We start from the raw sequence: 19871 nt of genomic DNA on the forward strand, positions 1-19871 counted from the left end.
CAGCCGTCACAGCAGTGTCACAAACGACCAAGGCCCCGCCGCTCGGAAGCGACGGGGCCTGTGCCGACATGGGAGAGAGGGCCGGAGCCTTCTCGATCGTGGAGATGGCGGGAATCGAACCCGCGTCCAACGGTGCAAAAACAGGGCTTCTCCGTGTGCAGTTCGCTGCGCTTTTCTCGGCCCCGGCGATCACGCGAACAAGTCGCCGACGGGCCCAGTCACTGTTTGATTTCCCTTTTCACCCCGTGACCGGGATCAAGGTTTAGTTCCCTAGCTGATGCCAGGATCCGGGTCGGGAACAGCCCCGGGCTGACACTTCGCGAGTCGCTACTTAGGCAGCGAGGGCGAAGGAATCGCGCTTGGTGTTGGCGATTATTTTTTGCGACATATGGTTTACGAGATCATTGCCGCTTCCTCGACACGCTTCCCCTGTCTCAACAGCCGCTGTCGAAACCGATCATCCCCATGTGGTGTTTTCAAAAGCCGCACCCGCTGTGAGGTGCGATGCCATCGTACGTGACCAACGCCGGACGATGCCAGTGCATTCCCGACCGTCAGTGGCCCCGCTGACGGCGCTTGGCCGCCGCGATCGCGCGGTCCGACTCCCGGCGGTCCTGCTTCTCCCGGAGGGTCTGCCGCTTGTCGTACTCCTTCTTGCCGCGCGCGAGCGCGATCTCGGCCTTGGCGCGCCCGTCCTTGAAGTACAGGGCGAGGGGCACGATGGTGTGACCCGTCTCCTGGGACTTCGCCTCCAGCTTGTCGATCTCCTCCCGGTGCAGGAGCAGCTTGCGCTTGCGGCGCGCGGAGTGGTTGGTCCAGCTGCCCTGGTGATACTCCGGGATGTGGGCGTTGTGCAGCCACGCCTCGCCCCCGTCGATCTGGACGAAGCCGTCGGTCAGGGACGTCCGGCCCTCGCGCAGCGACTTGACCTCGGTGCCCATGAGGACCAGACCGGCCTCGTAGGTGTCGATGATCGCGTAGTCGTGCCGGGCCTTCTTGTTCTGGGCGACGATCTTCTTCTTGCCGCCCTTCTCGCCGTCCCTGGCCTTCGCGGCGGACCCGCCCTGCTTGGGCTGGGACTCCTTCGGTACGTACATTCCCTTGCTCATAGTGCCGTCCATTTTCGCACTACGGACGGGGTGCGCGGGAAGCCGTTTTACGAGTCGCCGAGGCCGCTGAGGACCGTCTCGGCCCGCTGCAGGACCTTCTGGTCCGCCGGCAGGTCGGGGGCGATGCCCCGCCCGTCCACGGTCCGCCCGGACGGGGTGCGGTAGTGGCCGACGGTCAGCTCGGCGACGGACCCGTCGGGCAGCCGGCTCGGCATCTGCACCGAGCCCTTGCCGAAGGTGCGGCTGCCCACGACGACGGCCCGGCCGCGGTCCTGGAGGGCGCCGGTGAGCAGCTCGGCGGCGCTCATCGTGCCGCCGTCGACCAGCGCGACGAGGGGCCGGCCGGTGTCGCCGCCCGGCTCGGCGTGCAGGGCGCGCTGGGCGCCGTCGACGTCGTAGGTGGCGACGAGCCCGCCGTCGAGGAAGGCGGAGGCGGCGGTGACGGCCTCGGTGACCAGGCCGCCGGAGTTGCCGCGCAGGTCGAGGACGACCCCGGCGGCGGAGGGCGCCCGGCGCAGGGCGGCGCGCACGGCGTCCCCGCTGCCCTTGGTGAAGGAGGCGATCCGGATGACGGTGACGCCCCCGGCGCCCTCGCGCACGGTGACCGGGTCGGTGGACAGCTTCGCCCGGCGCAGGGTGAGCTCCCAGGCGCGCCCGCCGCGCTCCAGGCCCACGACGACGGAGGTGCCGGCGGCCGCGTCCTCGGCGTCGCCCCGCAGTAAGGCGACGATCTCGCTGACGGGCCGGCCCTCGACCGGGGCGCCGTCGACGCTGCGCAGCCGGTCCCCCACCTCGATGCCGGCCCGCGCGGCGGGCGAGCCGGAGCGCACCTTCGTCACCTCGACGGCGCCGTCGCGCCGGCGCCCGGCCCACAGCCCGACCCCGGTGTACCGGCCGTCGAGGGCCTCCTGGAACTCCTCGTACTCGCCGCGGGAGTAGATGGCGCCCCAGCGGTCGCCGCTGCGGCTGACCGCGCGTTCGGCGGCCTCGACGGGGGACGTGCCGGCGGCCATGGCGTCGGCGGCGGCCTCGGCGACGTCCTCGTGCCGGGGGCCGGGGACCGTCGAACGGGCGGCGGGCGACGGGGACTTCCGCTCGGGTCCGGGCAGGGAGCCGGTCGCCGCACCGGCGACGAGCACGCTCGCGAACACCAATGTCAGGGCGGCCCCGCGGCCGAAGCGGCGGGGCTGACAGAACAGGTCACGGCCTGACATGCCGGTGAGTCTAGGACAACGCGAAGGGGCCGTACGGTCCGATCCCCGTACGGCCCCCTTGGCGTTGGTCACACCTTGAGGTACTTGCGCAACGCGAAGAACGCCGCCAGCGCCGGCATCAGCAGGCTCGTCGCGAGGATGAGCGGCAGCTTGGTCAACACCGCGTCCCAGCCGATGAAGTTGATCAGATTCAGCTTCTCCGACAGGGCCAGGCCGTGGTCGATGATGAAGTACCGCGCGATCACCAGGAAGCCGCAGGCGACCGTGCCGCCGATGAGCCCGGCGACGGCGGCCTCCATGATGAACGGCGCCTGGATGTAGAAGCCGGAGGCGCCGACCAGGCGCATGATCCCGGTCTCGCGGCGCCGGCTGAACGCGGACACCCGCACGGTGTTGACGATCAGCATGAGGGCGACGACGAGCATCAGCGCCATCACCGCCCGCGCGGCCCAGTTCATGCCGTTGAGCAGCCCGAAGAGGTTGTCCAGGATGCCCTTCTGGTCCTGCACGGACTGCACGCCGTCCCGCCCGTCGAAGGCGGTGGCGACGACCTCGTACTTCTCCGGGTCCTTCAGCTTGATCCGGTACGACTCCTGCATCTGGTCCGGCGTCAGGGACGCGGCCAGCGGGGAGTCGCCGAACTGCTCCTTGTAGTGCTTGTACGCCTGGTCCTGGGACTCGTAGGTGACCTTGTCGACGACCGTCATCTTGTCCAGGTCGGCGAGGATCTCCTTCTTCTGGTCCTCGGTGACGGCGCCCTTGGCGCAGTTGGGGTCGGACTCCGCGTCGCTCTTGTTGCAGAGGAAGACGGAGACGTTGACCTTGTCGTACCAGTAGCCCTTCATCGTGTTGACCTGGTCGCTCATCAGGAGCGACCCGCCGAACAGGGCGAGCGACAGGGCGACGGAGACGATCACGGCGAACGTCATCGTCAGGTTGCGGCGGAGACCGACACCGATCTCGGAGAGTACGAACTGGGCGCGCATGGCGTCTCTTTCAGGCCTTTCCGTGGACTGGGACGGGTCAGTGCTGGTAGCCGTAGACGCCGCGTGCCTGGTCGCGGACGAGGCGGCCCTTCTCCAGCTCGATGACGCGCTTGCGCATCTGGTCCACGATGTTCTGATCGTGCGTGGCCATCACGACCGTCGTGCCGGTCCGGTTGATCCGGTCCAGCAGCTTCATGATGCCGACGGAGGTCTGCGGGTCGAGGTTGCCGGTGGGCTCGTCGCAGATGAGCAGCTTGGGCCGGTTCACGAAGGCGCGGGCGATCGCCACACGCTGCTGCTCACCACCGGACAGCTCGCCCGGCATCCGCTCCTCCTTGCCGCCGAGCCCGACGAGGTCGAGCACCTGCGGCACGGACTTGCGGATCTCGCCGCGCGACTTGCCGATGACCTCCTGCGCGAAGGCGACGTTCTCGCCGACGGTCTTGTTGGGCAGGAGGCGGAAGTCCTGGAAGACCGTCCCCAGCTGGCGGCGGATCTGCGGCACCTTCCAGTTGGAGATGCGGGCGAGGTCCTTGCCCAGGACGTGCACCTGGCCGTGGCTGCACCGCTCCTCGCGGAGGATGAGCCGCAGGAAGGTGGACTTTCCGGAGCCGGAGGACCCCACGAGGAAGACGAACTCGCCCTTCTCCACCTCGAGGGAGACATCCCTGAGTGCGGGGCGGGTCTGCTTGGGGTAGACCTTGGAGACGTTGTCGAATCGGATCACGGATGCACCACGGGTCGCCGGGGGTAGGTGTGCGTGACCATACGCGAACCGGGCCGGGGAGCGCAGGCACCGTAGGGGTTGTGTAAAGGGTTGTGCGCATTTGTACCGGTGGCGGCTACGCCCTGAGAGAGCGCCCGCGCCCTTTGCGGGGGAACCTGGCACAGTAGAGAGGGAGGGGAACGTATCCGGGACCGGACCCGTTGAACCTCTCGGCAGGACGGCGCGAGGAGGGTGGCGCATGACGTACGACCGGTTGGTGTGCGCGAACTGCGCCGCACCCGTGAGCGAGGGCCGCTGCCCCGTCTGCCGGGCGAACCGCCAGCGGCTCCAGCAGGAGAACCCGTTCGCGGGTCTGAACCCCATGGCGCTGGTCGTCCTGCTCGCGGTGCTGATCGCGGCGGTGGCCCTGCTGGCGCACCAGACGGTGTGAGGCACCGCCTCCCCCACGGACCGACGTGACGAGGGGCCCGGAGCGAAGATCGCTCCGGGCCCCTCGTGCGTAAGGCGCTGCTCACGCGGTGTGCGCGTGACGGCTACCGTCAGGCAGCGGCACCGCCACGGCCGCCCGCGAGACGCGGGAGGACGCGGAAGCCGATGCCACCGGCGATCATCGTGGCGGCGCCGACCAGCAGGAACGTGGTCTGCGCGGCACCCGTCTCGGCCAGCTCGGCGCCGCCGCCCTGGGCGGTGGTGCTGGTGCCGGTGGCGGCCGAACCGGTGTCGGTCAGGGAGGAGGAGCCCTCCTCCTGGGTGGAGGTGCCACCGTCGGGGTCGGCGTTGTTGCCGCCGCCGTTGCCGCCGCCGTTGCCGTTCCCGTTGCCCGGGTTGGACGGCTCGTCGGTGGGCTCGGCCGGGTCGGTCGGCTCCTGCGGCTCCGTCGGCTCCTCGGTGGGCTCCGTCGGGACGGTGGGCTCCTCGGTGGGCTCGGTCGGAACCTCGGTGGGCGGGTCCGTCGGCTCCTCGGTGGGCGGAGTGGTCGGGTCCTCGTCGCCGCTGCACAGGATGCCGAGGATGCAGTCCTCGGTCTCGGCGGCGGAGGCGGCACCGGCCGCGGTCAGCGAGGCGCCGGCCGCGATCACGGCACCGGCGGCGAGGCGCGCGATACGGATCCGCGTCTTCTTGGTCATCTGGTTGCTACCCCCAGTAGCTGAATCGTCAGTGAGGCGGCGTTCAGGGGCCGGCCGTGATCGACGGAGGTGACGCAACTAGAGCCCCCCGGTTCACATGCGCCCCAGAAATACGCATGCCACGCTTCACCCTTCCCATTTTTCAAGAGCACGTCAAGGCCGTTGCGGGCGCGATGTCCAACTACGAGTTCTTTGCCATGGGTTGGAAGCTGTGAGTGTGATGTAAAACCCAGACATGCAGGTACACAAAAGGCAACTGCCGCCCGGTGGGCGGCAGTTGCCTTGTCGACAAATGAATTCCCTTACTTCTCCTGCTGCTTGCGCCAGCGAATGCCGGCCTCCAGGAAGCCGTCGATCTCGCCGTTGAAGACGGCCTCGGGGTTGCCGACCTCGTACTCGGTCCGCAGGTCCTTGACCATCTGGTAGGGGTGCAGCACGTACGACCGCATCTGGTTGCCCCAGGAGTTGCCGCCGTCGCCCTTGAGGGCGTCCATCTTGGCCTGCTCCTCCTGGCGGCGCCGCTCCAGCAGCTTGGCCTGGAGGACGTTCATCGCGGTCGCCTTGTTCTGGATCTGCGAGCGCTCGTTCTGGCAGGAGACGACGATGCCGGTCGGGATGTGGGTCAGCCGCACGGCGGAGTCGGTGGTGTTGACGCCCTGTCCGCCGGGGCCCGAGGACCGGTACACGTCCACGCGCAGCTCGGACTCGTCGATCTCGATGTGGTCGGTCTGCTCGACCACGGGCAGCACCTCGACGCCGGCGAACGACGTCTGGCGGCGGCCCTGGTTGTCGAACGGCGAGATGCGCACCAGCCGGTGCGTGCCCTGCTCGACCGAGAGGGTGCCGTAGGCATACGGCACCTGCACGGCGAAGGTGGTCGACTTGATGCCGGCCTCCTCCGCGTACGAGGTCTCGTAGATCTCGGTCTTGTAGCCGTGCTGCTCGGCCCAGCGCAGGTACATCCGCTGCAGCCGCTCCGCGAAGTCGGCGGCGTCGACGCCCCCGGCCTCCGCGCGGATGTTGACGAGCGCCTCACGGGCGTCGTACTCACCGCTGAGGAGCGTGCGGACCTCCATCTCGTCCAGCGCCTTGCGGACGGCGGTGAGCTCGGACTCGGCCTCGGCACGGGTGTCCGGGTCGTCCTCCTCCTCGGCCATCTCGAACAGCACGGCGAGATCGTCGATCCGCCCGCGCAGGGCCTCGGCCTTCCTCACCTCCGCCTGGAGGTGGGAGAGCTTGCTGGTGATCTTCTGCGCTTCGTCCGGGTTGTCCCACAGGGACGGCGCGGCCGCCTGCTCCTCGAGCACGGCGATGTCTGCCCTCAGCTTGTCGAGGTCCAGAACGGCCTCGATCGACTCCATGGTCGAGGAGAGGGACTTGAGCTCTTCGGATACATCGACGACTGCCACGCCTCCAGCGTAACGGCTCCGCAGGGCGGCGAGCTCCGGGTACCTGCCCGCCCGGCCGCCCCACCGGCCCGGGAGCGGGTCAGGGGGTCGCGGGAGCCGTGCTGCGGGTGTCCCGCGGGGTCGCCCCGGCGTCGTCGTCCGAGATCGCCAGCCAGGTCCCCACCCCGGCCGCGGCCACCAGCACCACCGCGGCCCCGCCCAGCGCCAGCCGGCGCCGCCGGGTCGCGGCGCGGTGGCGGGCCGAGCCCGGCCGCGGGGCGCCCGCCGCGCGCGGCACCCGGGCCGTGCCGCGGGCGCCGCCGGCCAGCTCGTCCGGGGCCGGGACCCGCATCGAGGTGTGGGTGTCCCGGTTGGAGTCGGCCGGCCGGGCGCCCGGCACCAGCGGCACCGCGCCCCGGCGCCGTACCCGCTCACCCGCCGGGTCGGCCGGGGATGCGGCCGGGGCCTCGTCCTCCTCCGGCTCCCCGTCGGGCTCGTCCACGTCGAGCGGCGGCATCCCGGCGACCAGCGGCAGCAGCTCGCGCAGCCGCGCCCCGAGCTCGGAGGCGCGCAGCCGCGAGGCGGGGGCCTTGGCCAGGCACTGGACGATGAGCTGCCACAGCTCGTCGGGGATGCCGGGCAGCGGCGCCACCGTCTCCGTGACATGGCGGCGCAGCACCGCGCCGGGGTGGCCGCCGCCGAACGGGGTGAAGCCGGCCAGCAGCTCGTACAGGACGGTGGCGAGGGCGTAGATGTCCACGGCCGCGCGGGGCGGCAGGCCCTCGACGATCTCCGGGGCCAGATAGTCCGGGGTGCCGATGATCTTCGTGGCGCGGGTGCGGCGCGGGGAGTCGATGAGTTTGGCCACGCCGAAGTCGGTCAGCAGGGCCGGGTGGGCGCCGCCGGGGCCGAGGGGGCCCTGCATGTCCAGCAGGATGTTCTCCGGCTTCACGTCGCGGTGGACGACACCGGCCGCGTGGGCCGCCGCCAGGCCGTCGGCGACGTCGGCGACGATCGCGACGGCCGCCTCGGGCGCGAGCCTGCGGTCCCGGTCGAGGCGGGTGCGCAGGTCGGTACCGCGGACCAGGTCCATGACGAGCGCGAGGTCGTTGCCGTCGACCACCAGGTCGCGGACGGAGACGACGTTCGGGTGCTCCAGGCCGAGCAGGGCCGTGCGCTCCTGCACGAACCGCCCGACGAGCTCCTGGTCGGAGGCGAGGTCCTCGCGCAGCAGCTTGACGGCGACGGGGCCCTCCGGTCCCTCGCCCAGCCACACCGTGCCGGCGCTGCCCCGCCCCAGGATCTGGTTGGCGGTGTACCGGCTGCCGATCTTCCGTGCCAAGACTGCTCCTACCGACGCGTTGTGCCGCCGCTGCGTCCTCCCGGGGGCCGCCCCCCGGACCCCCAGCCGACAGACCCTGGGAACCCCCGGTCGACAAAACTACGCGGTCGGACGGCCGGCCTTCACCGCGGAGGCGGAAATCACCCACCGGGTGTCGACAAATCCCCAGACACACGAAGGCCGTACGGGCCCCGGGGGGTCCGTACGGCCTTCGGCGGTCGTCGTCGCGGGAGGGTCAGCCGGTGCTCGTGCCTCCGCCCGAGCTCCCGCCGAGGTCGCCGATCCAGTCGGTGACCGTGCTGAACCAGCTGCTGAGCTGCTCCCAGTAGCCCTTGCCGGTGCCGATCCACTCCTGGAGCGGGCTCAGCTCCCACACCAGCCAGCCGGCCACGAAGAGGATGACGATCGTGAACAGACAGCCCTTCAGGCAGCCCAGACCGGGGATGCGCATCGGGTTGCCGCCGCGGCGGCGCGGCTCACGGGGCTCGCGCTGCGGACGCTGCGGCTCGGGCGCGTAGCGCTGCGGGGGCTGCTGCGGCTGGCGCGGCGGCGCGTACGGCTGCGGCTGGTGCTGCTGCGGCTGCGTGTAACCGCCCTGCCGGCCGCGCTGCGGTGGCCGCTGCTGGGGCTGCGGGGGCTGCTGGGGCTGCGGCTGGGGGCGGGCCACCTGGCGCTGCGGGCGGCGGCGCAGGGGGTCCTGGTTCGGGTCGAGGTACTGGACCTGGGTCTGTTCGTTGCGGTCGCGGGCGGCGCGCAGCTGGTTCTGCCAGGGGTGCGGGTCCTCGGGGCCGGGGCCGCCGGGCGGTCCCTGCGGCACCGGCGGCATCACCGCCGTCGGGTCGGCCGCGCCGCGCCCGCCCGTGTTCGGCAGGACGGCGGTGGGGTCGGCGGCGCCGGGGGCGCCGTTGTGCGGCAGGACGCTGGTCGCGGCGTTCGGGTCGAAGGAGCCCGCGCCGTGCGGCAGCACCTGGGTGGGGTCGGCCGAGCCCGGCACGGTGGCCGGGGCGGGGTCCGGGGCGAGGAGGGCGCCGACGCCCTCGGCGGCGGCGATCTGCGCGGAGTTCGCGTGCACGCCGATGCCCTGGGCGACGACGCGCAGGCCGCGCGCGAGGTTCTCGGCGCTGGGCCGGTCGTCGGGGTTCTTGCTCAGGCAGCGCTCGATGACCGTCCACAGCGGGTCGGGGACCGTGGAGGGGCGGCGCGGCTCGGCGCTCAGGTGCTGGTGCAGCACTTCGAGGGCGGAGCCGCCGCCGAACGGCGGACGTCCGGTGACCAGCTCGTACAGGAGGATGCCGGCGCCGTAGATGTCGACGGCGGAGGTCTGCGGGCGGCCCTCGGCGGACTCGGGGGCGACGTAGGCGGGCGTCCCGACGAACTCGTGGGTGCGGGTCAGGCCCGGGGAGTCGGCGAGGCGGGCGATGCCGAAGTCGGTGAGCAGCGGGTGCATCTCGCCGCCCTGCTGGCGCAGCAGGACGTTGGCGGGCTTCAGGTCGCGGTGGACGACGCCGTCGGCGTGGCTGGCGGCGAGGGCGTCGGCGATCTGGGCGGTGAGCAGGGCGGCCGCGACCGGGGTGAAGGGGCCGTTCTCGCGCAGGTAGCGGTGCAGGTCGGGGCCCTCGACGAGGTCCATGACCAGGGCCAGCAGCTCGCCCTCGACGACCAGGTCGCGGACCCGGACGATGTTGGGGTGGGTCAGGCGCAGCAGCACGGACCGCTCGCGCAGGAAGCGCATGACGATGTCCGCGTCGCCGGCGAGCTCCTCCTTGAGGACCTTGATCGCGACCGTCTCGCCGGGCTGCCCCGGCACGGCCGCCTCGGCGCCCGCGGTCTCCCGCTGGCGGGCTCGCCAGACGGTCCCCGTGGCGCCGCGACCCAGCGGCTCCTCGAGGATGTACTTGCTGCCTACCGGCCGCACGTCGCGCTCCCTGCTGCTTGCCTACGTTCCGACCCACTGTAGTGCCGGGCCCCCGGGCACCGGCGGTCGTCATTCTGTGCGTCTTACGTACGGCCTCCCGTACATGTTCGAAGGAAAGACGCTCGGCTCAGTCCGGTGGTTGCCGCGAACGGACGTGAGCGATCTCAAGTGATCACCGGCGGGGTCGTTGTCCGGCACTTTTGCGGGCAGAGCCGACCAATCAAGATCACTTGTCTTCGGGCGGGGGGCGGGTTGTCGGTGGCAGGTGCGAGGATGCGGGGAGAACTGGCCGATGTGCTCGTGTGGGGTGGGGTGGTTCCGTGCCCGCGCCCGCGCGCAGAAGGGACCGCTGACGCCGATGCAGATCCGGCTGACCGTCGTAGACCCGCTGGCCCCGCCCTCCGCGGCTCGCGGCGCCGCCGCGAGCCGCGACGTGCTGGTCACGGCTCCCGCGGGCACGGCCCTGTCGGCGGTGGCGTCGGCGCTGGCCTCCGCGGTGTCCGGCGAGGGCGGCGCCGCCCGCGGCGCGGAGAGCGAGCGCGGTGGCGGCCCGGTCGTGCTCTACGCGGGCACCGAGCGGCTCGACGACCGGCGCAGCACCCTCGGCGAGCCCCCGCTGACCGACGGCGCGGTGCTGTCCCTGGGCGCCCCGGCGGCCCCGGAGCCCCACCCCGAGCTGGACGACGCCCCGACGCAGCTGCATGTCGTGGCCGGCCCGGACGCGGGCGGCGTCCATCTGCTGCACGGCGGCGAGATCCGCGTCGGCCGCTCCGCCGACGCCGACGTCCCGCTGGACGACCCGGACGTCTCCCGGTTGCACTGCGCGGTCACGGTCGGCGCGGACGGCCGCGTCGCGGTCGCCGACCTCGGCTCGACGAACGGCACGACGCTCGACGGCACCCGGCTGACCACCCGCCCGGTGCGGTTCGTCCCCGGCGCGCTGCTGCGCCTCGGCGAGTCCACGCTGCGGCTCGCCCCGGCCGGCGGCCCCGGCGCGCGGGTGCCCACGGAACCGGACGGCGAGGGACACGTCCGCGTGTGCCCGCGCGGCGGCGAGGGCACCGGCCCGGCGGCGCACGCGCGCGTGACGGACGGCGGCCCCGCCCCCTCCGACGGCCCGGCCGCCCGGGAGCACACCCCGGCCGCACCGCCCGTGGTCCCCGCCCAGGGCCGGGCGCCGCACGCCGAGCGGACCGGCGCGCACGGCTCCGTCCCGCACCCGCGCGGCGGCGACACCCATGCCACCGGCTTCGAGGTGGGCCCCCTCGACGGGCCCCGCCCGGTGCCGGACGCCGGACGCCCGGGCACCGGGCCGCGCGGCACCGACGGACCGGCGGGCGCGCGCAGACGCGGCGGGCTGTCGGCCTGGGCGCGTCGCCTGGCCGGCGGACGCGGCGAGCCGGAGCCCGCCGACGAGGGGACGTACGACGAGGAGCCGGCCGAGCCCGCGGGGCCCACCGCGGCGGGGCGCGGCGCGATGCTGCCGGAGACCTGGCCGGACCCGGCGTCGCTGCTGCTGACCGCCCTCGGCCCCGGCCCCCGCCTCTGGGAGCGCGCCCCCGGACACCCGGAGGCCCTCACGGTGCGGCTCGGCACGGCCGACCGGGCCGCCCCCGACGGCTCCGGCCTGCTGCCCGCCGTGCCGGTGACCGCCGATCTGCGGGAGGCGGGGGCGCTGGGGCTGGCCGGTCCGCGCGAGCGCCTCGCCGGGCTGACCCGCGCGGTGCTCGCCCAGCTCGCCGCGCTGCACTCGCCGGACACCCTGGAGATCGTGCTGGTCAGCGCGGACCGGGCCCGCCCGGTGTCCGAGCGGACCGCCGAGTGGGCGTGGCTGGGCTGGCTGCCGCATGTCCGCCCCGGCCATGGCCAGGACTGCCGGCTGCTGCTGGCCCACGACCGGGAACAGGCCACCGCGCGCGTGGAGGAGCTGCTGCGGCGCCTGGAGGACCTGACGGACCACGACGGCGGCGGGCGCGCCCCGGACGGCCGGGTGCCCGCGCCGCGCGCCGCCGGGCGCCGCCCTTCCTGGGCGCGGGACGGCGAACCGGCTTCCGGCAGCCCGGAGTTCACGGGCCCGTACTCCGTGCTCGTCGTGGACGGCGACCCCGGCGGAGCGGATCTGCGCGAGGCGGTGGCCCGGCTGGCCCTGGAGGGCCCGCGGGCCGGCATCCATGTGGTGTGCCTCGCCGAGACTGCGGCGGCCTCGCCCGCCTCCCCGGTCACGGACACCTATGAGGCGGCCTGCGCGGTCGCCCCGGCGTTCCGCGCCTGCGGCGCGGTCGCGCTGCTCAGCGGTGACGTGGCGACGGCGCTGCGGCTGCTGCGGGTCGCGCCCGACGGGGCCGAGGCGGGCCAGGAGGGCGCGGTGCCCGGCGTGCGCGGCCCGGTCGGGCACGGCACGGTGGCCACCGTGGACGCCGTGTCCGCCGCCTGGGCGGAGCGTTTCGCGCGGGCGCTGGCGCCGCTGCGCACCGACCGGGCGGCCGGGGAGGGCCAGGTGCGGGTGTCCGTGCCGCTGCCCCAGTCGGCCCGGCTGCTGGACGAGCTGGGTCTGGCGCGGGCCACTCCGGCGTCCCTGATGGCGCGCTGGGCCGACGCGGCCGACGACACCCAGGCGCTGGGCGGCCGGGTGACCGCCGTGCTGGGCGCGGGACCGCACGGACCGGTCGGTGTGGACCTCGGCGCGGAGGGGCCGCATCTGCTGGTGGAGGGACCGCCCGCCGCCGGGCGCACCGAGCTGCTGCGGGCCGTCGTCGCGTCGCTCGCGGCGGCCGAGCGGCCGGACCGGCTGGGCATCGTTCTCATCGACGGCCGCGACAGCACGGGCGCGGGCGGCGGCCCCGGCGAGGGCCTGGGCGTGTGCACGGACGTCCCGCATGTCACGACGCATCTCACCGCCAACGACCCCGTGCGGATGCGGGAGTTCGCCCAGTCGCTCAGCGCGGAGCTGAAGCGGCGCGCGGAGCTGCTCGGGCGGTCCGACTTCACCGAGTGGCACACCGGCCGGGCGCTGACCGGCCGGATGATCGCGCAGCGGGCGGCCGGCGCGGGTGCCGGTGCCGGTGACGGCGATCTGGAGTCGCCGCCCAGCGCGACGATCCGGCTGCGGCCGGGCGCGGCCCGCCGGCAGGCGGACACCGTGCCGCCGCTGCCCCGGCTCGTGGTGGTCGTGGACGACCTGGACGCCCTGGTCCACCCCTCCCTGGGGTCACCGGGCCGGCCGGCCGCCGGGTCGGTGATACGCGCGCTGGAGGCGGTCGCCCGGGACGGGGAGCGGCTCGGCGTGCATCTGGTCGCGGCGACCGGACTCGGGGGCCGGGCGGCGGATTCGGAGCCCGCGCGGTGCGCCTCGCTCCGGGTGACGCTGGACGCCGTGACGACCGGCCCGGACGCCCCGGCACCCGGGCGGGGCCGGGTGGTCCGCGCGGACGGGCGGACCGTGCCGTTCCAGGGCGGCCGGGTCACCGGGCGCATCCCGCGCACGGCGACGCTGCGGCCCACCGTCGTCCCGCTGGAGTGGCACCGCATGGGCGACCCCCCGGCCCGCCGCCCCGTCCGCGAACTCGGCAACGGCCCCACCGACCTGGCCCTCCTGGCCAGCGCCCTGGAACGAGCGACCCGCGAGGTCTCGGCCACGGAGGTCCCGTCCCTGCTCTGACGGGGCCCGGGCATCCGCGGCGCCGGTGCGTACCCGTCTCGGCCCGCCGCCGTGACGCGATCCCGACCGTTGGCGCCCGCAGCCTGGCGCCTGGTCACGAGGCGGTCACGATCCCCGAGTTGACAGAGGACGCGGTCTTGCCGACCCCTGGGGCAGGGCGTAGACCAGACGCACGGGACAGCGCTCGAACGTTCGACGAGGCACGAAGAACGGGGCAGTGATGCACAGCACGAGCAGCAAGAACCGGACACGCAGGGCCGCCAGGGCCGCGGCGGCCGTCGCCGCCGGTGCCCTCGCCCTCTCCCTCACCGCCTGCGGCGGCGACGACAACGACAGCGGCGGGAAACAGGACGGCGGCGGCAAGAAGCCCGCCTCGACCGTGACCCTGCCGAAGCTCGACGGCGAGACCCTGGAGGTCGCGGCCGTCTGGACGGGTGCCGAACAGGCCAACTTCAAGAAGGTCCTCGCGGAGTTCGAGAAGCGCACCGGCGCGACGGTGAAGTTCGTCCCCGCCCAGGACCCCATCATCAACTTCCTCGGCTCCAAGGTCGCGGGCGGCCAGCCGCCGGACGTCGCGATGCTGCCCCAGCCCGGCGCCATCAAGCAGGCCGTGGACAAGAAGTGGGCCAAGCCGCTCGGCGCCGAGGCGCTCAAGGAGCTCCAGGAGAACTACTCGCAGGGCTGGCAGGACATCGGCAAGGTCGACGGCAAGCAGTACGGCGTGTACTACAAGGCCGCCAACAAATCCCTGATCTGGTACAACGCGAAGGCGTTCGAGAACGCGGGCGCCGAGGAGCCCAAGACCTGGGACGAGCTGCTGACGACCGCTCAGACGGTGTACGACTCGGGTGTCACCCCGTTCTCCGTCGGCGGCTCGGACGGCTGGACGCTCACCGACTGGTTCGAGAACATCTATCTCTCCCAGGCCGGTCCCGAGAAGTACGACCAGCTGGCGAAGCACGAGATCAAGTGGACGGACCCGTCCGTGAAGGACGCGCTGACCGCGCTCGCCCAGGTGTGGGGCAAGAAGGACTACGTGGCGGGCGGCGCCAAGGGTGCCCTCCAGACGGACTTCCCGACCTCGGTCACCCAGACCTTCACGGGCGGCGACCAGCCGAAGGCCGCCATGGTCTACGAGGGCGACTTCGCGCAGGTCAACATCACGCAGGCGAAGGCGGACGTCGGCACCGACGCCAAGGTGTTCCCGTTCCCGACGGTCGGCGACACCGCGCCGGTCGTCTCCGGCGGCGACGCGGCCGTCATCCTCGACGACTCCAAGGCGGCGCAGGCCCTGGCCACCTTCCTCGCCTCCCCGGACGCGGCGACGATCCAGGCGAAGCTCGGCGGCTATCTGTCGCCGAACAAGAGCGTGGACAACGCGGCGTACCCGAACGAGGTGCAGCGCACGATGGCGAAGGCCCTCATCGACGCCGGTGACGACTTCCGCTTCGACATGTCCGACCAGGCGCCGCAGGCGTTCGGCGGCACGCCCGGCAAGGGCGAGTGGAAGGCGCTGCAGGACTTCCTGAAGAACCCGTCGGACATCGCCGGCACCCAGCAGAAGCTGGAGGCCGACGCGGCCGCGGCGTACGGAAACTGACGCGATGGCGTCGGCACAGGCGGCGGGGGCCCCTCCGGCTCCCGCCGCTCCGAAGTCGCGCAAGAGCGTGACCGGTACCCGCACAACCGTGGCGGTGCTGTTCCTGCTGCCCGCCCTGGTGCTGCTCGGCGCGCTCGTGGTGTACCCGATCGGGTACTCGGTGATCCGCAGCTTCTACGTCCAGTCCGGCGACGGCTTCGCCGGGTTCGACAACTACCAGGCGCTGTTCACGGACGACGGCATCCGCACCGCCCTGAAGAACAACGTCATCTGGGTGGTGTTCGCCCCGACCGTCGCCACCGCGCTCGGCCTGGTCTTCGCGGTGCTCACCGAACGGGTCAGCTGGGGCACGGCGTTCAAGCTGGTCGTCTTCATGCCGATGGCGATCTCCATGCTGGCGGCGGGCATCATCTTCCGGCTGGTGTACGACCAGGACCCGGACAAGGGCGTCGCCAACGCGGTGTGGGTGGGCGTCCACGACACCTTCGCGCAGTCGTCGGCGTTCCCCAAGGCCCACCCGGGCCGTGAGTCGCCGCTCCGGGCGGCGCCGGGCGGCGGTTTCCTCACCAAGGACCCGGTGAGCGCCGGCACCCCGGTCTCCCTGCCGCTCGTCGGCGTGGCCCCCGACAAGATGCCGGACAGCGCGGCGAAGGCCGGGCAGGCGAAGGCGGAACCGGACAAGGTCACCGGCACCACCTGGCAGGACTTCACCCGCGGCAAGGGCGTCGGCACCCTCGGCGGTATCGACCCGGCGGAGCTCGGCTACGCCGGGATGAGGATCGAGGCCGTCAAGGACGGTGAGGTCGTGGCGTCCACGACGGCCGCCGACGACGGCACGTTCACCCTGCCGGCCGCGGCGGACGGGGCCCGGCTGCGGCTCCCGGCCGACAACTTCAATGAGCCGTACAACGGCGTCGACTGGCTCGGCCCGTCCCTGGTCACCCCGGCCATCATCGGGTCGTACATCTGGATGTGGGCCGGTTTCGCGATGGTGCTGATCGCGGCGGGGCTCGCGGGCATCCCCCGCGATCTGCTGGAGGCGGCCCGCGTGGACGGCGCCAACGAGTGGCAGGTGTTCCGCCGGATCACGATGCCGCTGCTGGCGCCCGTCCTCGCGGTCGTCACCGTCACCCTGATGATCAACGTGCTGAAGGTCTTCGACCTGGTCTTCATCATCGCCCCGGGCTCCTCGCAGGACGACGCCAACGTCCTCGCGCTGGAGCTGTACCGCAAGGGCTTCTCCGAGGACCAGCCCGGTGTCGCGAGCGCCATCTCGGTGTTCCTGCTGCTGCTGGTGATCCCGGTGATGTGGTTCAACGTCCGGCGGCTCAGGCGGGAGGTGCGGCGATGAGTGCGGACGCCGGCAGGCTGACGAAGGCGGCGCCCGAGCCGCTCACCGCCGTCGAGGGCGAACGCTCCCTCGGCGCCCGGCTCGTCTCCTTCGTCAGCGGCGGGATGGTACGGGTCTTCCTGATCCTCGTGGGCCTGTTCTGGCTGGTCCCGACGCTCGGGCTGCTGCTGTCGTCGCTGCGGCCGCCCGACGAGATGACGTCGAGCGGCTGGTGGGAGGTCTTCAGCAAGCCCTCCCAGCTCACCTTCGACAGCTACGACAAGCTCCTCGGCAACAGCGACATCACGGACTCGATCCTGAACACCGTGCTGATCACGGTCCCGGCGACGGTCCTCGTCGTCGTCATCGGCGCGCTCGCGGGCTACGCGTTCGCGTGGATGGAGTTCCCGGGCCGCGACTGGTGGTTCCTGGGCGTGGTGGGGCTGCTGGTCGTGCCCGTGCAGGTGGCGCTGATCCCGATCGCCGAACTCTTCGGGAACATCGGCATCTTCGGCTCCCTGATCGGCGTGGTCCTCTTCCACGTCGGCTTCGGGCTGCCGTTCGCGGTGTTCCTGCTGCGGAACTTCTTCGCGGAGATCCCCCGGGAGCTGCTGGAGGCGGCCCGGCTGGACGGCGCGGGTGAACTGCGCCTGTTCTTCCGGGTCGTGATGCCGCTCGGCGGTCCGGCGATCGCCGCGCTCGGCATCTTCCAGTTCCTGTGGGTGTGGAACGACATGCTGGTCGCGCTGATCTTCACGGACGCCGACAGCCAGCCGATCACGGTCGCCCTGCAGACGCAGGTACGGCAGTTCGGCAGCAACGTCGACGTCCTGGCGCCCGGCGCGTTCATCTCGATGGTGATCCCGCTGGTCGTGTTCTTCGCCTTCCAGCGGCAGTTCGTGTCCGGTGTGATGGCGGGCGCCGTCAAGTAGGCGACGGAGCACCCTGTTTCGAGAGGGGCGGGCCGGTGGCGGCCCGCCCCTCGCCGTTCACCCGACCGGCCCCCCGGATGCCTCGGATCGCGTAACCAAGTCACTCCATCGGCCGTTCCCGGCACGGCGACAGCGCCCGTCGTCCCCGGCCGACCGAGTGGATGTGCCTTGCCCAGGTTCAGTGTCATCGTCCCCGCGTACAAGGTGCAGGCGTATCTGCACGAGTGCCTGGAATCGGTGCTCACCCAGTCGTACCCGGACCTCGAACTGATCGCGGTGGACGACTGCTCGCCGGACGCGTGCGGCGCGATCATCGACGAGTTCGCGGCCCGCGACCCCCGGGTGCGTGCCGTGCACCTGCCGCGCAACCGGGGCCTGGGGCCCGCGCGCAACGCGGGCATGGCCGAGGCCACCGGCGACTACCTGCTCTTCCTCGACAGCGACGACACCCTCACCCCGGACTCCCTGCAGGCCATCGCCGGCCGGCTGAAGGAGACCGGCGAACCCGACGTCCTGGTGTACGACTACGCGCGCACGTTCTGGACCGGCGAGACGGTCCGCAACCAGGCGGCGGCCCACCTCGCCGAGGAGGGCCCGGCGCCCTTCCGGCTGACGGACCGGCCCGGTCTGCTGGGGCTGCTGATGGTCGCCTGGAACAAGGCGTACCGCCGGGAGTTCGTCGAGGCCGAGGAGCTGGTTTTCCCCACCGGCTACTACGAGGACACGCCCTGGACGTACCCGGTGCTGATGTCGGCCGGGTCGATCGCGACGCTGGACCGGGTGTGCGTGCACTACCGGCAGCGGCGCCACGGCGGCATCCTCGGCACGGTCAGCCCCCGCCACTTCGACGTCTTCGAGCAGTACGACCGGGTCTTCGCGTACGTCGACAAGCGCCCCGAACTGGCCCGCTGGCGGCCGCTGCTGTTCCGGCGGATGGTGGACCACCTGGTCGTGGTGTTCGCCCGCCGGGACCGGCTGCCGCGCCACAGCCGCGCCGAGTTCCTGCGCAAGGCCCGTACGTACTACCGGCGTTACCACTGCCCCGCCGGTCCGCTGCCGCCGCGTGTGCGGCTGCACCACGCCCTGGTCCGGATGGGACTGCACCGCACGTATCACGTGTTGCGGTGCACGGCGGCCGTGCTCCGCCGTGCCGCGCGGACCGCCGTGCGGCTGCGCAGGGCCCTGCGGGCGGGCGCCCTGCGGCTGCACTACCGGGTGCAGCGCTGTCTGCCGGTGCGCGCGGACCGGGCCGTGTTCGCCGCGCACGGCGTGCCCGCTCACGGCTGCCACCCGGGCGCCCTGGAGCGGGCGTTCCGCGCGCACGCCCCGCACATCCGCACCGCCTGGGTGACCGGCGCCGGGGAGCGGGACGCGCTGCCGTCCGGGGTGCGCCCGCTGCGCCCGGACTCCGCCGCCTACTGGACGGCGCTGGCCCGCTCCCGGTACCTGGTGCACAACGCGGCCTTCGACCGGCGGCTGGTGAAGCGGCCCGGCCAGGTGCTGGTGCAGACCCGGCGCGGCACCCCGTTCCAGCGCACGGGCCTCGATCTGCGGGGACGCCCGGGCGCGGACCCGGACGTCGACGGGCTCCTGGCGGACGTCGACACCTGGGACTACCTGGTCTCGCCCAGCCGGTACGCGACCCTCACCTGGGAGCGGGCCTTCCCGGGCGCGTACACCGTCCTGGAGTACGGCAGTCCGCGCGCGGACGTGTTCCGGCGGGCCACCCCGGCGGACACGGTCCGGGTCCGCGGGGAGCTCGACGTGCCCGAGGACGCCGTCGTGATCCTCTACGCCCCGACCGCCCGCGCCTACCGCCGCGCCCCCGTCGACCTGCACCGCGTGGCGTGCCGCATGGGCCCTCGCCACATCGTGCTGGCCCGCGCCCCGCACGGCCACGACGGCCCGCTCGCCGCCGCCTCGGACCGGGTCCTCGACGTGACCGGGCATCGGAGCGTCGAGGAGCTGTGCCTCGCCTCGGACGCGCTGGTCACGGACTACTCGTCGCTCATGGCCGACTACGTCTGCCTGGACCGGCCGGTCGTGCTGCTCACCGACGACTGGGAGGCCCACGAGGCGGTCCGGGGCACCTATCTCGATCTGCGGGCCTGCCCGCCGGGCGCGGTGGCGCGCGGCGAGGACGAGCTGATCGACATCTTCACGTCCGGTCACTGGCGCGGGTCGCGTTCGGCGGAGCTGCGGGCCGCGTTCCGACGGCGTTTCTGCCCGCACGACGACGGCCGGGCGGCCGAGCGGGTCGTCCGGCACGTGGTGCTGGGCGAGCCGGACAGCCCTCCGGTGGTGCCGTCCGCCCGGCGTCCGGTGCCGCCGCCCGCCGAGCCGCGCCCGCGGGCCCCGCTGGGGGTCGTGCCGCGGCCGGCTTCGCCCCGGACCGTCACCGAGAGCCGCTGAACACCGTTGTCCCCGAGAGGAGTCCGTATGCCCTCCAGTCCGTCCCGGCCCACGCCGAGCCGTCCGCAGACCTGGCGCCCCGCCGGGCGCCCCGGCCGGCGCCGGGCGCGCTGACCCGCTCCGGGCCGCCG

At 73.0% G+C, this 19871-nt stretch carries 14 protein-coding genes and 1 other RNA gene; 6 read left to right on the forward strand and 9 right to left on the reverse strand.

All coding sequences use genetic code 11. The annotated features are described in order from the left end of the window. Positions 1–96 precede the first annotated feature (96 nt). The 5 genes from ssrA to ftsE form a co-directional block, all read right to left on the reverse strand. Positions 97–465, reverse strand: a transfer-messenger RNA (tmRNA) gene (gene ssrA, locus F8R89_RS14025). An 89-nt stretch (positions 466–554) separates the two neighbouring features. Further along, entirely contained in the window at positions 555–1097 is a 543-nt protein-coding gene (gene smpB, locus F8R89_RS14030; RefSeq protein ID WP_151788120.1) for an SsrA-binding protein SmpB, read from the reverse strand. Positions 1098–1156: 59 nt separating this feature from the next. Continuing rightward, the gene (locus F8R89_RS14035; RefSeq protein ID WP_151784293.1) at positions 1157–2323 is read right to left on the reverse strand and encodes a S41 family peptidase; all 1167 of its coding nucleotides are present in this window, start codon (positions 2321–2323) and stop codon (positions 1157–1159) included. 68 nt (positions 2324–2391) lie between these two features. Continuing rightward, positions 2392–3309, reverse strand: a complete 918-nt coding sequence (gene ftsX / locus F8R89_RS14040) for a permease-like cell division protein FtsX (protein ID WP_151784294.1) — start codon at positions 3307–3309, stop codon at positions 2392–2394. Positions 3310–3346: 37 nt separating this feature from the next. Continuing rightward, positions 3347–4036, reverse strand: a complete 690-nt coding sequence (ftsE, locus tag F8R89_RS14045; RefSeq protein WP_151784295.1) for a cell division ATP-binding protein FtsE — start codon at positions 4034–4036, stop codon at positions 3347–3349. Positions 4037–4274: 238 nt separating this feature from the next. On the opposite strand from ftsE, the gene F8R89_RS14050 reads away from it, so the two are divergent. Beyond that, complete coding sequence (locus F8R89_RS14050) at positions 4275–4466, forward strand: hypothetical protein (RefSeq protein WP_151784296.1); 192 nt, start codon at positions 4275–4277, stop codon at positions 4464–4466. 109 nt (positions 4467–4575) lie between these two features. On the opposite strand, the gene F8R89_RS14055 is transcribed toward F8R89_RS14050, so the two are convergent. From F8R89_RS14055 to F8R89_RS14070, 4 genes are all read right to left on the reverse strand, one after another. After that, positions 4576–5163, reverse strand: a complete 588-nt coding sequence (locus F8R89_RS14055; RefSeq protein ID WP_151784297.1) for a hypothetical protein — start codon at positions 5161–5163, stop codon at positions 4576–4578. 302 nt (positions 5164–5465) lie between these two features. Further along, positions 5466–6572, reverse strand: a complete 1107-nt coding sequence (gene prfB / locus F8R89_RS14060) for a peptide chain release factor 2 (protein WP_062668774.1) — start codon at positions 6570–6572, stop codon at positions 5466–5468. Between the two features lie 79 nt (positions 6573–6651). Next, complete coding sequence (locus F8R89_RS14065; protein WP_151784298.1) at positions 6652–7893, reverse strand: serine/threonine-protein kinase; 1242 nt, start codon at positions 7891–7893, stop codon at positions 6652–6654. Between the two features lie 235 nt (positions 7894–8128). Further along, the gene (locus tag F8R89_RS14070) at positions 8129–9808 is read right to left on the reverse strand and encodes a serine/threonine-protein kinase (protein ID WP_151784299.1); all 1680 of its coding nucleotides are present in this window, start codon (positions 9806–9808) and stop codon (positions 8129–8131) included. Positions 9809–10166: 358 nt separating this feature from the next. Here F8R89_RS14070 and F8R89_RS14075 point away from each other — a divergent pair, with 358 nt between their 5' ends. From F8R89_RS14075 to F8R89_RS14095, 5 genes are all read left to right on the forward strand, one after another. Further along, positions 10167–13466, forward strand: a complete 3300-nt coding sequence (locus tag F8R89_RS14075) for an FHA domain-containing protein (RefSeq protein ID WP_151784300.1) — start codon at positions 10167–10169, stop codon at positions 13464–13466. A 220-nt stretch (positions 13467–13686) separates the two neighbouring features. Continuing rightward, positions 13687–15066: an ABC transporter substrate-binding protein gene (locus F8R89_RS14080; protein WP_151784301.1), complete on the forward strand. Its 1380-nt coding sequence runs from the start codon at positions 13687–13689 to the stop codon at positions 15064–15066. Positions 15067–15070: 4 nt separating this feature from the next. Continuing rightward, positions 15071–16417 (forward strand): carbohydrate ABC transporter permease, encoded by a 1347-nt coding sequence (locus tag F8R89_RS14085; protein ID WP_192806124.1) that lies wholly within the window; start codon positions 15071–15073, stop codon positions 16415–16417. Beyond that, on the forward strand, positions 16414–17328 hold the full coding sequence (locus F8R89_RS14090; protein ID WP_151784302.1) for a carbohydrate ABC transporter permease: 915 nt from the start codon (positions 16414–16416) through the stop codon (positions 17326–17328). The genes F8R89_RS14085 and F8R89_RS14090 overlap by 4 nt, the downstream gene beginning before the upstream one ends. Before the next feature lie 168 nt (positions 17329–17496). Next, a complete protein-coding gene (locus F8R89_RS14095; RefSeq protein WP_151784303.1) occupies positions 17497–19740 on the forward strand; it encodes a bifunctional glycosyltransferase family 2 protein/CDP-glycerol:glycerophosphate glycerophosphotransferase in 2244 nt (747 codons plus the stop codon). The last annotated feature ends 131 nt before the right edge of the window (positions 19741–19871 follow it).

Origin of the sequence: Streptomyces sp. SS1-1, assembly GCF_008973465.1 — a bacterium.
Taxonomy (GTDB): domain Bacteria; phylum Actinomycetota; class Actinomycetes; order Streptomycetales; family Streptomycetaceae; genus Streptomyces.